The sequence below is a fragment of the Streptomyces sparsogenes genome, from assembly GCF_001704635.1.
GTDB lineage: Bacteria > Actinomycetota > Actinomycetes > Streptomycetales > Streptomycetaceae > Streptomyces > Streptomyces sparsogenes.
Genome location: NZ_MAXF01000109.1, coordinates 18,943 through 32,613, shown reverse-complemented (window position 1 = coordinate 32,613; position 13,671 = coordinate 18,943). Strand labels below are relative to the sequence as shown.

Sequence of the window (13,671 nt, the reverse complement as noted above, 5' to 3'; positions counted from 1 at the left end):
TCCCGGACCTCCGCCTCGGCGAAGTGCGGCGCGCCCTCGAAGTGGTTGACGGCCACGGCGTAGGGCAGCCCGTGCTCCTCGAGGATGGCCATGACGGGGAAGGACTGCTCGAGCCGCCGGGTGTCGGCGAGGACGAGGGCGCCCAGGGCCCCGCGCGTCATGTCCTGCCACAGCCGGGTGAAGCGCTGCTGGCCGGGGGCGCCGAACAGGTACAGGACCAGCGACTCGCTCAGGGTGAGGCGGCCGAAGTCCATGGCCACGGTGGTGGTGGTCTTGTCCTCCGTCCCGGTCAGGTCGTCGACGAACGCGCCGGCCTGGGTCATGGTCTCCTCGGTGCGCAGCGGCTTGATCTCCGACAGCGCGCCGACGAAGGTGGTCTTGCCGACCGCGAAGTGCCCGACGACCAGCAGCTTCACCGCCGTTCGCACGGTCGTCGGCAGGTAGACCGCGTTGTCAGAGGCGAGCGCGGAGTCCATCGAGCACCTCCTGCAGGAGCTGGATCTCGGGCAACTCGGCCGCGGGGATGGGCGACCGGGTGGAGATGTGGCCGCTGTCCACGAGGTCGCCGAGCAGGACCTTGGTGACGCTGACCGGCAGCTCGAGGTACCCGGCGACCTCGGCGACCGAGAGGGCGCCGCCGAGGCACAGCTCCATGACCCGGCGCTTCTCGGGGCTGAGCCCGGCGAGCGGCCGGTCGGGGTGGGCCATGACCAGGGTCACCAGGTCAAAGGTGTTGCGGGTCGGATAGGCACGGCCGTCGGTCACGACATACGGCCGTACCAGTCCTCGTTCGCGCCTGCCGGGGGTCATGCCGGGCTGCCGATGCCCTGTCGGGGGGCGCCTTGGCGGGGCGGGCTGGTCAGCTCCTTGCCGAGCCGGTCGACCAGCTTCTGCATCCGGTAGCTGACCGCCTCCATGTCCACGTTCTCGGTCGCGGAGACCGCGAGGTAGGCGCCGGGTCCGGCGGCGATCAGGAAGACATAGCCGCCGACGAACTCGACAAGCGTCTGCTGCCAGGGGGTCTCCTCCCGGTCGCAGAACTCGGCCGTGGAGCGGCTGATCGACTGGAGGCCGGAGAGGGCGGCGGCCTGGCGCTCCGCCTCGTCGCGCGCGATGCCCTCGGAGTGCGCCCGCAGCATCCCGTCCGCCGAGAGCAGGATCGCGTGGCGCGCCTCCGGCATCCTCACGACCTCGTCGAGCATCCAGCCCAGCTCGTTGTTTATGTGGTCGTTCATGCCTGGCGGTTCCCTTCTTCGGTTTGGGGGGCGGCGTCCTGGTTTCCGGCCCGGCCCGAGCGGGTGCCGCGTGCGAAGGCACCCATGCGGTGGGCCGTCTCCTCGGCCGAACGGACGCGGTGCGAGCCGGTGTCGGGCTCCGGGGCGGCCGTGGTCCAGTCGTCCGCCGACTGGGCGGCGGGCTGCCGACGGCGGCGCTTGGGCAGTCCACCGGCCGTCGAGCCGTACGTACGTGACGCCTCCTCGATCACCGACGGGTGGGCCGGTGCGGAGGGGGCCTGGGGCGCCGGGGCGGGCGCTGCGGGCTGGGGTGCCGCCTGCTGGTGCGGGGCCTGCCGGTAGGGGCCCGCCTGCTGGTGAGGGATCGCCTGCTGATAGCCCGCCTGCTGGTAGGCCGCCTGCTCCGCGGCGGGCTCGGACCGGCGGGCGCGGGTCTTGCGGGTCGGGAGGGAGGGGAGGGTGTGCAGCCCCGACTGCTGCGATTCCTGCCCGACGGCCGCCCGGCCGCCCGGCTCCTCGGCGTCGACGTGGGTGAGCAGCTCGGTGGGCAGGAACAGCACGGCGCGCACACCGCCGTACGGGGACCTGGTGTCCACGGAGACGCTGAAGCCGTAGCGCGCGGCGAGCAGGCCGATGACGGCGAAGCCGAACTGGGGCGGGTCGCCGAGCCGGACGACGTCGACGGCGCGCTCCCCGGACAGCAGCGCGGCGGCGCGCTGCACCTCCTGACCGTCCATGCCGACGCCGGCGTCGTCGATCACGATGCAGGCGCCGTTGTGCACGGGCTGCAGGCTGACCTCGACATTGGTGTTGGGCTGCGAGTGGCGGGCGGCGTTGTCCAGCAGCTCGGCGACGGCGAGCACCACGGGCTCCACCGCCCGGCTGACCACGGCGACGTCGACCAGGGCGTGCACCTGGACCCGCCGGTAGTCGCGGATCCGCGACTTGGCGCCCCGTACCACGTCGGTCAGCGAGGAGGCGACGCGCTGGCGGCCGGGCCAGGAGCCGCAGAGCACGGCGATGGCCTGGGCGCGGCGGCCGAACTGGGAGTTGGCGTGGTCGATCTCCAGGAGGTCCCGCAGCACATCCGGGTTGTCGTGCCGCTCCTGCATCTGGGAGATCGACAGCTGCTGTTCGTTGGCCAGTCCCTGGATGGCGCGCATCGAGGCCTTGAGCGCCGCCTTCGCCGAGGCGTCGGCCCTCGCCTGCGCCTTGTCCACCGCGCGGGTGAACAGCTCCACGACCCCGTGCAGACTCTGCGCGAAGGCGGTACCGGCCAGCTTCTCGTCCCTCAGTCCGGGCAGCGGGGAGGGCTGGCTGAGCGCGTCCGCGATCACCGGAAGGCGGACCTCCACCAGGTGCTGGAGCTCCTCGTCGCGCGCCTTCAGGCTGTCCTCGAGCGTGGCGTTACGCCTGCGCACGCCGGCGGTGATGGTGCGCTGGCGCATCAGCAGGACGAAGACGACGAGCACGACGACGGCCAGGCACCAGCTCACCGCCTCCGATATGTGATCTGTCATCAGAAACCTCGTGCAGGAGAACGCGGGCGCGGAAGGAACGGTTCAGTGCCCTGATGTCCCGTCCAGGAAACGGAATACGGCGATCATCTTAGCCACGCCGGTGAGCGGGCGTCCGATGCGCGCAACAAGATTCGAACTATCGCAGCACCCTTGCCTTTTCCGGTGAAGATCCCATGAAGATCGGGAAGGCGGCGGGAAGGTGGCGATGCCTCAGGCCGGGACAAATACGACCACGCCGCCACCTTGCCCCGATACCCCCCGCCGCGCGCCCGCCACCCGCGCGGCACACCCCACGACGGGGGCCGCGGACGCGCGGCGGGACCCCGGAGACACGACCGAACGTTCGCAAGCGGCGGTCCCGGTTCCGGGTCGTTGTACGTCGTACAACACCGCCCTCCACCAGGAGGCGAGCAGGGGACTCGGGCGAGTCGCACAAGTACGGATACGGTGGTGACAGACGCCGTGGCGGACAGCCCTCCGCTGCCCCGCGGCCTCGGCACCGGGGCACCTCCCCGCTGTCGCCCCGTAGCCCTGGAAGGAAGATGTGAGAAGGGTGTTTGTGCGGTTCAGCACGGTAGTGAGGAGTGCGGGGTAGTCGCATGCATATCGTGATCATGGGCTGCGGCCGGGTGGGTGCGGCACTCGCCCAGACCCTGGAGCGGCAGGGACACACCGTCGCCGTCGTCGACCAGGACCCGACCGCCTTCCGCCGCCTCGGCGCCGGGTTCGGCGGACGCCGGGTGACCGGCGTCGGCTTCGACCAGGACACCCTGCGCGAAGCGGGCATCGAGGAGGCCGGTGCCTTCGCCGCCGTCAGCAGCGGCGACAACTCCAACATCATCGCGGCCCGGGTGGCGCGCGAGATGTTCGGCGTGGAGAACGTGGCGGCCCGCATCTACGACCCCCGCCGTGCCGAGGTCTACCAGCGGCTCGGCATCCCGACCGTGGCCACCGTGCGGTGGACCGCGGACCAGATGCTGCGGCGGCTGCTGCCGTCCGGCTCGGAGCCGCTGTGGCGGGACCCGAGCGGCGGGGTGCAGCTCGCCGAGGTGCACACCTCCCCCGCCTGGGTCGGCCACAAGGTCAGCAAGCTCCAGGAGGAGACCGGCGTGCGCGTCGCGTTCCTCACCCGCCTCGGCGAGGCGATGCTGCCGACCTCGGAGACGGTGCTGCAGGAGGGCGACCTGGTGCACGTGATGATGCGCACCGACGAGGTCGAGAAGGTCGAGGCGGCCTTCAACGAGGGACCTGAGGAGGCCGGCCGATGAGGGTGGCTATTGCCGGTGCGGGCGCCGTGGGGCGCTCCATCGCGGGTGAGCTGCTGGAGAACGGGCACGAGGTGCTGCTCGTCGACAAGGCCCCCACGGCCATCTCGGTGGAGCGGGTGCCGCAGGCCGAGTGGCTGCTGGCCGACGCCTGCGAGATCACCTCGCTGGACGAGGCCGCGCTGCAGCGCTGCAACGTGGCGATCGCGGCCACCGGTGACGACAAGGTCAATCTGGTCGTCTCGCTGCTCGCGAAGACCGAGTACGGGGTGCCGCGGGTGGTCGCCCGGGTCAACAACCCCAAGAACGAGTGGCTCTTCAACGAGGCCTGGGGCGTCGATGTCGCGGTCTCCACGCCCCGGCTGATGTCGGCGCTGGTCGAGGAGGCGGTGAGCGTCGGCGACCTGGTGCGGCTGCTGCGCTTCAGCCACGGCGACGCCAACCTGGTGGAGCTGACGCTGCCGCCGGAGGCGGCGCTGGCCGGCACCCGGGTCGGGGACGTGGAGTGGCCCGAGGACACCTCGCTGGTCACCATCATCCGGGGCACACGCGTGCTCACCCCGGCCAAGGACGACGTCCTGGAGGCGGGCGACGAGCTGTTGTTCGTCGCGGCCCAGGCCCGCGAGGAGCAGCTGGAGCAACTGCTGTCCGTCCAGCGCGCGGACGCCTCCTAGCGCCCGCGTGCGCTCCTAGCGCCCCCGTACACGACGAAGCGCCGGGTGGGCCGCATCGGCCCGCCCGGTGCTTCCGTACGTGCTCAGGGGCGCTCTCGTAGGTGCTCAGGGACGCTCTCGTACGTGCTCAGGGGCGCTTCGGCCTTCGCCTGCTCCCGCTCGCGCTCGGCCTTCTCCTCCGCCTCCATCTCCGCGATGACGTCGATCGGCGGCGGGGCCTTGGCCAGGAATATCCACGTCAGATAGACGCAGAGCAGGAACGGCGGAATGCCGAGCGCGACCTTGACCCAACCGAGCTGGGTGGCGTCCCCCCACCAGTACAGCGGGAAGAGGATCGCGGACTTGGCGAGCAGGATGAGGCCCCAGGCCCAGGTGGCCTTGGTGTACGCGCGGAACCGGCCGGGGTTGCGGGTGCGCCAGGAGAGGTTCTCCTTGAGCATCGGCCCCAGCAGCACGCCGATCAGCGGGTAGCGGAAGACCGCCGAGAGCACGTACGCGATGGCCAGGCCGAGCGTGTAGAGCATGCCGGGCAGGTAGAAGTTCTTCGCGTCGCCGGACATCATCGCGAAGACCGCGCCGAAGGCGACCCCGAAGACCCCGCTGAAGGCGTGCTTGAGGGTCTCCTTGCGGATCAGCCGGGCCAATGCGAGGAGCACCGTGATCCCCAGCGACACCAGGGCCGCCAGATGGATGTCGCGGTTGATCGTGTAGAGCAGGACGAAGACCAGTCCCGGGACGGTGGTGTCCACCATGCCCCACACCCCGCCGAACGCCTCCAGGAGCGCGGTGTCCGCCGCCGCTCTGCTCCGGTCGGCGGCGGAATCCTCCTCGGCCGAGGTCGGCTTGTCGTCTTCCGTCACCGGCTACTCCTGTCCGAGCGGTCGGAGCTCGTATTTGGGGTTGAACAGCACCCGGCGGCCTTGGCTCATGGAGATCCGGCCGCTGGCGATCAGTCTGCGGCCCGGCTCTATCCCGAGGATCGAGCGGCGGCCCAGCCACACCACGTCCAGGGCGGCGGTGCCGTCGAAGAGCTCCGCCTCCAGCGCGGGCACCCCGGCCCGTGGCCGCAGCGTGACCGTGCGCAGTGTACCGGTCACCTTGACGATCTGGCGGTCACCGCAATCACCGATCTTGGTACAGCCGGCGGCCTCCGCGTCCTGCTGCAGCTCGGCGGAGTGAAGCTCCTCCTGGGAGCTCGACAGCCGGTCCAGCATCCGCCGGAAGCGGCCGGCCGGCCTGTCGGACTTGCCAGAGGGCTGATCTACGGCACTCATACGGCCAGCGTACCGGGGACCCCGGACGCCCTCACCGCTCGAAGCGGTAGCCCATGCCCGGCTCGGTGACGAAGTGGCGCGGGTGCGAGGGGTCGGCCTCCAGCTTGCGGCGCAGCTGGGCCATGTAGACCCGCAGGTAGTGGGTCTCCGTCCCGTACGACGGGCCCCAGACCTCCTGGAGCAGCTGCTTCTGGCTGACCAGCCGCCCCGTGTTGCGGACCAGGACCTCCAACAGGTGCCATTCGGTGGGCGTCAGGCGGACGTCCGCGCCGTCGCGGGTGACCTTCTTGGCGGCCAGGTCGACGGTGAAGCCCTCGGTCCGCACGACCGCGGCGCCCCCGCCCGCCCCGACGGGCTCGGCGCGGCGGACCGCGGCGCGCAGCCGGGCCAGGAGCTCGTCCATGCCGAAGGGCTTGGTGACGTAGTCGTCGGCCCCGGCGTCGAGGGCCTCGACCTTCTCGTCGGAGGTCTGGCGGGCCGACAGGACCAGGATCGGGACCCGGGTCCAGCCGCGCAGCCCCTTGATCACCTCGACGCCGTCCATGTCGGGCAGGCCGAGGTCGAGCACGACCACGTCGGGGTGGCGGGTGGCGGCGAGCCGGAGGGCGGTGGCGCCGTCCGAGGCGGAGTCGACCTCGTATTTGCGCGCCTTCAGGTTGATCACGAGGGCGCGCACGATCTGCGGCTCGTCGTCCACCACGAGCACCCGGTTCATCTGACGGCCTGCCTTTTCGTGTCGTCGCGGTCCTGAGGCGCATCCGGCCCGCGGCCGGCGGCGGCCCGCAGGCTCAGCACCATGGTCAGGCCGCCGCCGGGGGTGTCCTCGGCGGTCAGCCGGCCGCCCATCGTCTCCACGAAGCCGCGGGCGACCGCGAGGCCGAGGCCGACCCCCGCGCCGCGCGGGGCGTCGCCGTACCGCTGGAAGGGCTCGAAGATCCGGTCCTTGGCGCTGTCGGGGACACCGGGTCCGCGGTCGGCGACGCGCAGCTCCACGCGGTCGCCCAGGGCGCTGGCCGACACCAGCACGGGTCTGCCGTCCGGACTGTACTTCACGGCGTTCTCCACGATGTTGGCGACGCTGCGCTCCAGCAGGCCGGGGTCGACGGCGACCATCGGCAGCTCCTCGGGGATCTCCAGGCTGACACCGGTCTCCGGGACGCCGACCAGGGCCATCGGGACGACCTCGTCGAGGTCGATCTCGCGGATCAGCGGGGTGACGGTGCCGGTCTGCAGCCGGGAGATGTCGAGGAGGTTCCCGACCAGGTGGTCGAGGCGGTCGGCGCCCTCCTCGATGCCCTCCAGCAGCTCGGCCTCGTCCTCCGGGGACCAGGCCACGTCGTCGGAGCGCAGCGAGGACACGGCCGCCTTGATGCCGGCGAGCGGGGTGCGCAGGTCGTGGCTGACGGCGGCCAGCAGCGCGGTGCGGATGCGGTTGCCCTCGGCGAGGTCACGGGCCCGCTCGGCCTCGAGGGCAAGCCGCTGCCGGTCCAGGACCACCGCGGCCTGGGCGGCGAAGGCGGCCAGCACCCGGCGGTCGGCGGCCGGCAGCACCCGGCCGGTGAGCGCGAGGGCCATGTGGTCGCCGACCGGCACATCGACGTCCGCGTCCTCGGGCCGCTCGGCGGGCGGGGCTCCCCCGGTGCCGCCGACGCTGCCCGCGCAGGTCCACGGGGCGACGTCGCTCTCCCGCTCCAGCAGCGCCACCGAGTCCATGGAGAAGGTCTCACGGACCCGCTCCAGGAGGGCCTCCAGGCTCGTCTCGCCGCGCAGCACGCTGCCCGCGAGGAAGGACAGCACCTCGGATTCGGCGCGCAGCCGGGCGGCCTGGTGGGTACGGCGCGCGGCGAGGTCCACGACGGAGGCCACACAGACGGCCACGGCCACGAAGACCGCGATGGCGAGGATGTTCTGCGGGTCGGCGATGGTCAGGGTGTGGGTGGGCGGGGTGAAGAAGTAGTTGAGCAGCAGCGAGCCGACGGCGGCCGAGGCGAGGGCCGGCAGCAGCCCGCCGAGCAGCGCCGCCAGCACGGTCAGGAACAGGAACAGCAGCACCTCGTTGGCGAAGCCCGGCCCGCCGTCGGTGGCGAGCGCGCCGCCGGTGTGGGTGAGCGCCACGGTGAGCAGGACCGGCCCGGCCACCCCGGTCAGCCAGCCGGCGATCAGCCGGGTGCGGCCGAGCCGGGCGCCGCGCGCCACCGGCAGACCGCGGCCCTTGGCGACCTCGTCGTGGGTGACGATGTGCACGTCCAGGTCGGGCCCGGAGTCGCGGGCCACGGTGGCGCCCACGCCCGGCCCGAAGACGTACTGCCAGGTCTTGCGGCGGCTGGAGCCGAGCACTATCTGGGTGGCGTTGACCCCACGCGCGAAGTCCAGCAGGGCGCTGGGGATGTCCTCGCCGATGACGTGGTGGAACGTGCCGCCCAGGTCCTCCACGAGGGTGCGCTGGATCGCGAGCTCCTTGGGCGACGCCGAGGTCAGGCCGTCGCTGCGGGCGACGTAGACGGCGAGGACCTCGCTGCCGGAGCCCTTGGCCGCCATCCGGGCGGCGCGGCGGATGAGGGTGCGGCCCTCGGGGCCACCGGTGATCCCGACGACGATGCGCTCACGGGCCTGCCAGGTGGAGCGGATGCTGTGCTCGGAGCGGTACTGCTGGAGGTACTCGTCGACCCGGTCCGCCGTCCACAGCAGGGCCAGCTCGCGCAGCGCGGTGAGGTTGCCGGGCCGGAAGTAGTTGGAGAGCGCGGCATCGATCTTGTCGGGCTTGTAGATGTTGCCGTGCGCCATGCGGCGGCGCAGCGCCTGGGGCGACATGTCGACCAGCTCGATCTGGTCGGCGCGGCGGACCACCTCGTCGGGCACGGTCTCCCGCTGCCGCACCCCGGTGATCGACTCGACCACGTCGCCCAGCGACTCCAGGTGCTGGATGTTGAGGTTGGAGACGACGTCGATGCCCGCCCGCAGCAGCTCCTCGACGTCCTGCCAGCGCTTGGCGTTGCGGGAGCCGGGGACGTTGGTGTGGGCGAGCTCGTCGACGAGGGCGACGGCGGGCCGGCGGGCCAGCACCGCGTCCACGTCCATCTCGGTGAAGAGCGCCCCGCGGTACTCGATCTCCCGGCGGGGCACCTCTTCGAGGCCGCGCAGCATCACCTGGGTGCGCGGGCGGTCGTGGTGCTCGACGAAGCCGACGACGAGGTCGGTGCCGCGCTCGGCCCGCCGGTGCCCCTCGGACAGCATGGCGTACGTCTTGCCGACGCCCGGCGCCGCGCCGAGGTAGATCCGAAGCCTGCCGCGTTTCATGGCCCCATTTTCCCCGGTGCGCCGGTTGCCCCGCGGACCGCGTTGACGGCTCCCTGACGGCCGGGGCCATGCTGTTGACGCTTTTTTTACGCGGGAGGGCCGATTTTTCGTGCGCGAACCGGCGAACGCGCCCGAATCCGCGAAGGCCGATGGGCCGCGCTCCGGGAGAGGGAGCGCGGCCCACGGCGCCGCTGGCTCAGGCTGTGCCGACGACCTGGGTTCAGCCGGAGGCCAGCGAGCAGCCCGCCAGGGCGTCGAGACCAGAGGGGGCGGTCGCGCCCTGGCGGGAGATCGAGATGCGGATGCGGTCGATCGTGGAGGCGCGCTTGTCCTTCAGCGGCCCGAGGATGGCGTTCTGGACGAAGTTCGGCCCGCCCTGGCCCACGGAGGAGGCCAGGCGCTTGTTGGCCTCGTCGAGCTGGGTTTGCAGCAGCGCGATGTTGCGGTCCACCTCGGCCTGGGCGGCCGCGGGCACCGCGCCGATCTTCGAGGCGACGTCCGGGCAGCTGATCGACTGGGCGGAGCCCGACCCGGCTCCGGTGCCGGCCCCCGAGCCGGCCCCCGAACCGTCCTGCGCGCCGCCCTCCCCGCCGGAGCCCGGCGCCGAGGGTGCGGCCGTAGCCGGGGCGGAGCCGCCCGCGCCCGTGCCGGAGCCCGCGCCCGTGCCCAGGGAGCACTCGGCGAGCGCGTCCAGCCCCTGCGGTTTCCCGGCATGGCGGCCGATGGAGATCGCGATGCGGTCCAGGGTGGACCTGCGCTTGTCCTTCAGCGGCCCGAGGATGGCGTTCTGGACGAAGTTCGGCCCGCCCTGGCCCACGGAGGAGGCCAGGCGCTTGTTGGCCTCGTCGAGCTGCGTTCGCAGCAGGGCCAGGTTGCGGTCCACCTCCGCCTTCGCCTGGGCGGGGATCTCGGGGAGGGAGCCCGTCACCTCGGGGCAGCTGATGGTGGACGCGGCTTTGGTGCTCGCCTTGTCGCTCGCTCCCGAGCCGTCCTGCCCGGCCATGGCGGCTCCCACCGCGACGGCCGCGCAGGTGATACCGCCGATCACACCGGCGGCAAGGACTCGCCGACGGTGCGGTAACGGAAGGCCACGGGACATCTGATCACCTCGTGAGGTCACAAACAGCACGGTCTACTGGTCGCGCCCGTCCTGCCCCTGCTCCGGGTCGCGCAAGGTCTCGCGCCCCTCAGTACGGGTGGGGTGACGGCTGTGTTCAACGAGTCCCGGGAAAAACTGTCCCGCGAAAAACTCCAGGGGCCCGGGAGCCAGGCTCCCGGGCCCCTGAGGGATGTCTTGTGGCTCGGACGGCGACAGGTGGGCGCGGCGGGCGCTCAGCGCACCTCGCTGATCTCCGGCCCGCGCTGCAGCCGGTCGGCGCCGCCCGCGAACCGCGAGCCCTGCGCCTCCTCCTGCTGCACCCCGTCGGGCACCATCTGCGCGTCCTCCGGCAGCTTCAGGACGATCGGGTCGCGCGGGGCCATCGGGCCCTCGCCGCGCACCACGACCGTGTCCCGGAAGATCGCCTCCAGCAGGCTGCCCGTCTCGGGCTGCACCGCGCCCTGGCCGGAGATCACACCGCGCAGGAACCAGCGCGGGCCGTCCACGCCGACGAAGCGGACGACCTGCACGCCGTTCTTGCCGTCCGGCAGCTGCACCGGCACCTGGGCGCGCAGCTCCCAGCCGAGCGGCCCCTCGACCTCGTCGACGACCCCGCCCTGCTGGGTGATGCCGGTGGCGATCTCGTCGCGCACCTCGGCCCAGATGCCTTCCTTCTTGGGGGCGGCGAACGCCTGGAGCTGAACGGCGCTGTCCCGCAGGACCACGGTCGCGGCGACGATCGCGTCGCCCGCGACCTCCACCCGCAGCTCCATGCCCTCCACACCGGGCACGAACAGGCCGCCCAGGTCCACCCGGCCCTCGCCGGGCTCGCGCACCTCGGATACGTCCCACGGCCCGTCGGGGCGCGGCGCCGGGGGCAGGCTCACCCTTTCGGCGACGGCGTCCGGTTCGGAGTCCGCGGCGTCCGCGTCCTCGGCGTTCTCGGCGTTTTCGGCCAACTCGTCGGAGGCCACGTCGAGCGGCTCGACGTCCTCCTTGCGCTTGCGGCGACGTCCGAACACGTCATCGTCCTTCCCGGTCGGAACCGACCGAAGCGTATCCATTCCCACCCGTTGAACCGTCCACGGCGGCATGGCCGCCGGTGGACCCGAAGCCCCCGTCGGCCCGCGCCGAACCGGGAAGCTCCGCCACCTCGTGGAAGCGCACCTTCTCGACCTGCTGGACGATCAGTTGGGCGACCCGGTCCATGCGCTCGAACCGCACGGTCTCGCGCGGGTCCAGGTTGACCACGATCACCTTGATTTCTCCACGGTACCCGGCATCGATGGTCCCGGGGGCATTCACCATGGCGACTCCGCAGCGGGCGGCGAGTCCGGACCTCGGATGCACGAAGGCGGCATACCCGTCGGGGAGCGCGATAGACACTCCGGTCGGCAGCACCGCGCGCTCTCCGGGGGCGAGCTCCGCCGCCTGTGTGGTGACGAGGTCGGCACCGGCGTCGCCGGGGTGGGCGTACGCGGGGATCGGCACCTCGGGATCCACCCTGCGGATCAACACATCTACGGGCGTCACGGTCACGCCTTGCCCCTTCGTCTTCACCATCGCGTTCGTTTCTCGCAACGGCTGACCTTACCCGCGCGCGAGGCGCCGTTCGGCGGCCATGCCAAGCTTGAGCCCATGCAGCCTTACGAAGAACGCCTGACCGCACCCCGTTCATGGTGGTTCATCGCTTTTCTGGTCGGGGTCGCGACGGCGCTGATCCTGCTGCCCTTCGGGACGCTGCCGATGCTCGGGGGCCTGATCGGCGGGGCGGCGGCCGCGGCCGTCGTGGTGAGCGCCTACGGCTCGGTGCGGGTCCGGGTGGTCGCGGGCTCGCTGGTCGCCGGCGAGGCGAAGATCCCCGTGTCGGCGCTGGGGACGGCCCATGTGCTGGACCGTGACGAGGCGGCCGCCTGGCGCACCTACAAGGCCGATCCGCGGGCGTTCATGCTGCTGCGCAGCTACATCCCGACGGCGCTGCGGGTGGAGGTCACCGACCCCGAGGACCCGACGCCGTACGTCTATCTCTCGACCCGCGATCCCGAGGCGCTGGCCGCCGCGCTCGGGGCCGTACGGGCCCAGTAGGCCGGGACAGGCCGGCAAGTCCGGGGCAGGCTGATATTCCTGGGCTAGGCCTGCAGCGGCGGGAGCGCGCCCCAGGGCACCTGGCGGGCGCGCAGGTCCTTGCGGATCTTCCGGGCGAGCTTGTGGGTGTCGCGCCGGTTCAGCGCCGCGCCCACGGCCGCGCCGATCATGAAGGGCGCGAGGGACGGCAGATTGCGGAAGCTGCGCTTGAGGACCTGTTGGCGCAGCTCGCGCTTCATCTGGACGCCGAGCGCGGTGTTCACAGTCGCCGGGACGGCGGCGTCGATGCCGCGCTCCTGGGCCCACGCCCCGAGGTAGGCGATCGCGCGCTGGCGGACGGTGCCGGGCGCGCGCACCCCGTAGACCTCATGCAGCTCGGCGATGAGCTTGATCTCTATCGAGGCGACCCCGATGATCTCGGCGGCCAGCTCGGTGGGCATGGCGGGCGGGGCCGGCAGCATCGCCGCGGCGCCGACGCCCGCGCCCACGGTGGAGGTGCCGTTCGCGGCACCGGCCACCAGTTTGTCCGCGATCTCCTCCGGGCCGAGCCCGGGGAACTGCTCGCGCAGCGCGGCGAGGTCGCGGACCGGGATCCGCGGAGCGTTCGCGACGATCCGATCGGCGACCGCGTGGACCCCCGCTCTCGCGCGCTCGCCGCCCTTGCGTGCGCTCCGGCCGACAGCGGCCGCGAGCGAGGCCATCCGGCCTCGCTCGACGTGCGCGTCGGTCACGTCGCCGTGCTCCGCTTCCACGCCGGACCCGCGGCTTACGCCGCGCAGTCGCGGCAGATCGGCTGGCCGTTCTTGGTCTCGGTGGCCAGCTGACTGCGGTGGTGCACGAGGAAGCAGCTCATGCAGGTGAACTCGTCGGCCTGGCGGGGCAGCACCCGCACGGACAGCTCCTCGTTGGAGAGGTCCGCGCCGGGCAGCTCCAGGCCCTCGGCCTGCTCGAACTCGTCCACGTCGACCGTCGACGCGGACTTGTCGTTCCGCCGGGCCTTCAGCTCCTCGATGCTGTCCTCGTTGACGTCGTCATCGGTCTTGCGTGGGGTGTCGTAATCCGTTGCCATGTCGCTCTCCCCCTCTGGGTGTCTGTGGTGTCTCAGCGCACGTAACGCGTGAGAGGCCGGACTTGTGCCCGACCCGAGGCGGAGATTTTGCCTCACATCAAGGTCTGTTACTCAATCGACACCCAACCGCACCCCTGAAGAGGTGATCGGCTT

General features: G+C 72.0%; 16 protein-coding genes. 3 read left to right on the top strand and 13 right to left on the bottom strand.

Features of this window, described 5'->3' with window-relative positions; all coding sequences use genetic code 11:
* From BBH68_RS23200 to BBH68_RS23185, 4 genes are all read right to left on the bottom strand, one after another.
* Positions 1–476 (bottom strand): GTP-binding protein (locus BBH68_RS23200; RefSeq protein WP_065965410.1); only part of this gene is annotated, 476 nt, incomplete at its 3' end.
* Positions 454–810, bottom strand: coding sequence for a DUF742 domain-containing protein (locus BBH68_RS23195; protein WP_065965409.1), 357 nt, complete (start codon positions 808–810; stop codon positions 454–456). The genes BBH68_RS23195 and BBH68_RS23200, both read right to left, overlap by 23 nt.
* Positions 807–1,235: a roadblock/LC7 domain-containing protein gene (locus BBH68_RS23190; RefSeq protein WP_065965408.1), complete on the bottom strand. Its 429-nt coding sequence runs from the start codon at positions 1,233–1,235 to the stop codon at positions 807–809. Before BBH68_RS23190 ends, BBH68_RS23195 begins: the two co-directional genes overlap by 4 nt.
* Positions 1,232–2,755: an ATP-binding protein gene (locus BBH68_RS23185; RefSeq protein WP_065965407.1), complete on the bottom strand. Its 1,524-nt coding sequence runs from the start codon at positions 2,753–2,755 to the stop codon at positions 1,232–1,234. The genes BBH68_RS23190 and BBH68_RS23185 overlap by 4 nt, the downstream gene beginning before the upstream one ends.
* Before the next feature lie 599 nt (positions 2,756–3,354).
* On the opposite strand from BBH68_RS23185, the gene BBH68_RS23180 reads away from it, so the two are divergent.
* Together BBH68_RS23180 and BBH68_RS23175 are read left to right on the top strand one after the other, a co-directional pair.
* Complete coding sequence (locus tag BBH68_RS23180; protein WP_065965406.1) at positions 3,355–4,023, top strand: potassium channel family protein; 669 nt, start codon at positions 3,355–3,357, stop codon at positions 4,021–4,023.
* Positions 4,020–4,694 carry a potassium channel family protein gene (locus BBH68_RS23175; RefSeq protein ID WP_065965405.1) on the top strand — a complete coding sequence of 225 codons (675 nt, stop codon included), beginning with the start codon at positions 4,020–4,022 and terminating at the stop codon, positions 4,692–4,694. Before BBH68_RS23180 ends, BBH68_RS23175 begins: the two co-directional genes overlap by 4 nt.
* A gap of 83 nt (positions 4,695–4,777) precedes the next feature.
* Here BBH68_RS23175 and BBH68_RS23170 read toward each other — a convergent pair whose 3' ends face one another.
* The 7 genes from BBH68_RS23170 to dut form a co-directional block, all read right to left on the bottom strand.
* Complete coding sequence (locus BBH68_RS23170; protein ID WP_065965404.1) at positions 4,778–5,554, bottom strand: DUF3159 domain-containing protein; 777 nt, start codon at positions 5,552–5,554, stop codon at positions 4,778–4,780.
* 3 nt (positions 5,555–5,557) lie between these two features.
* Positions 5,558–5,968 carry an OB-fold nucleic acid binding domain-containing protein gene (locus BBH68_RS23165; RefSeq protein WP_076970690.1) on the bottom strand — a complete coding sequence of 137 codons (411 nt, stop codon included), beginning with the start codon at positions 5,966–5,968 and terminating at the stop codon, positions 5,558–5,560.
* Between the two features lie 31 nt (positions 5,969–5,999).
* Complete coding sequence (locus BBH68_RS23160) at positions 6,000–6,683, bottom strand: response regulator (RefSeq protein ID WP_065965402.1); 684 nt, start codon at positions 6,681–6,683, stop codon at positions 6,000–6,002.
* Positions 6,680–9,265, bottom strand: a complete 2,586-nt coding sequence (locus BBH68_RS23155) for a sensor histidine kinase (protein ID WP_065965401.1) — start codon at positions 9,263–9,265, stop codon at positions 6,680–6,682. Before BBH68_RS23155 ends, BBH68_RS23160 begins: the two co-directional genes overlap by 4 nt.
* Before the next feature lie 220 nt (positions 9,266–9,485).
* Positions 9,486–10,364 (bottom strand): hypothetical protein, encoded by an 879-nt coding sequence (locus tag BBH68_RS23150; RefSeq protein WP_065965400.1) that lies wholly within the window; start codon positions 10,362–10,364, stop codon positions 9,486–9,488.
* Positions 10,365–10,597: 233 nt separating this feature from the next.
* Positions 10,598–11,386 (bottom strand): DUF3710 domain-containing protein, encoded by a 789-nt coding sequence (locus BBH68_RS23145; protein ID WP_065965399.1) that lies wholly within the window; start codon positions 11,384–11,386, stop codon positions 10,598–10,600.
* Between the two features lies 1 nt (position 11,387).
* Positions 11,388–11,903 (bottom strand): dUTP diphosphatase, encoded by a 516-nt coding sequence (gene dut, locus BBH68_RS23140; RefSeq protein WP_065965411.1) that lies wholly within the window; start codon positions 11,901–11,903, stop codon positions 11,388–11,390.
* Positions 11,904–12,002: 99 nt separating this feature from the next.
* Here dut and BBH68_RS23135 point away from each other — a divergent pair, with 99 nt between their 5' ends.
* Positions 12,003–12,449 carry a DUF3093 domain-containing protein gene (locus BBH68_RS23135; protein ID WP_065965398.1) on the top strand — a complete coding sequence of 149 codons (447 nt, stop codon included), beginning with the start codon at positions 12,003–12,005 and terminating at the stop codon, positions 12,447–12,449.
* A 44-nt stretch (positions 12,450–12,493) separates the two neighbouring features.
* Here BBH68_RS23135 and BBH68_RS23130 read toward each other — a convergent pair whose 3' ends face one another.
* Together BBH68_RS23130 and BBH68_RS23125 are read right to left on the bottom strand one after the other, a co-directional pair.
* A complete protein-coding gene (locus BBH68_RS23130; protein WP_249025350.1) occupies positions 12,494–13,306 on the bottom strand; it encodes a hypothetical protein in 813 nt (270 codons plus the stop codon).
* Positions 13,216–13,518, bottom strand: coding sequence for a DUF4193 domain-containing protein (locus BBH68_RS23125; protein ID WP_065965396.1), 303 nt, complete (start codon positions 13,516–13,518; stop codon positions 13,216–13,218). The genes BBH68_RS23130 and BBH68_RS23125 overlap by 91 nt, the downstream gene beginning before the upstream one ends.
* Positions 13,519–13,671 lie beyond the last annotated feature (153 nt).

Bases quoted from the DNA above. Each gene is read 5' to 3' on its own strand.
- BBH68_RS23195 (WP_065965409.1), bottom strand. From the start codon at position 810: ATGACCCCCGGCAGGCGCGAACGAGGACTGGTACGGCCGTATGTCGTG.
- BBH68_RS23190 (WP_065965408.1), bottom strand. From the start codon at position 1,235: ATGAACGACCACATAAACAACGAGCTGGGCTGGATGCTCGACGAGGTC.
- BBH68_RS23185 (WP_065965407.1), bottom strand. From the start codon at position 2,755: ATGACAGATCACATATCGGAGGCGGTGAGCTGGTGCCTGGCCGTCGTC.
- BBH68_RS23180 (WP_065965406.1), top strand. From the start codon at position 3,355: ATGCATATCGTGATCATGGGCTGCGGCCGGGTGGGTGCGGCACTCGCC.
- BBH68_RS23175 (WP_065965405.1), top strand. From the start codon at position 4,020: ATGAGGGTGGCTATTGCCGGTGCGGGCGCCGTGGGGCGCTCCATCGCG.
- BBH68_RS23165 (WP_076970690.1), bottom strand. From the start codon at position 5,968: ATGAGTGCCGTAGATCAGCCCTCTGGCAAGTCCGACAGGCCGGCCGGC.
- BBH68_RS23160 (WP_065965402.1), bottom strand. From the start codon at position 6,683: ATGAACCGGGTGCTCGTGGTGGACGACGAGCCGCAGATCGTGCGCGCC.
- BBH68_RS23155 (WP_065965401.1), bottom strand. From the start codon at position 9,265: ATGAAACGCGGCAGGCTTCGGATCTACCTCGGCGCGGCGCCGGGCGTC.
- BBH68_RS23150 (WP_065965400.1), bottom strand. From the start codon at position 10,364: ATGTCCCGTGGCCTTCCGTTACCGCACCGTCGGCGAGTCCTTGCCGCC.
- BBH68_RS23135 (WP_065965398.1), top strand. From the start codon at position 12,003: ATGCAGCCTTACGAAGAACGCCTGACCGCACCCCGTTCATGGTGGTTC.
- BBH68_RS23125 (WP_065965396.1), bottom strand. From the start codon at position 13,518: ATGGCAACGGATTACGACACCCCACGCAAGACCGATGACGACGTCAAC.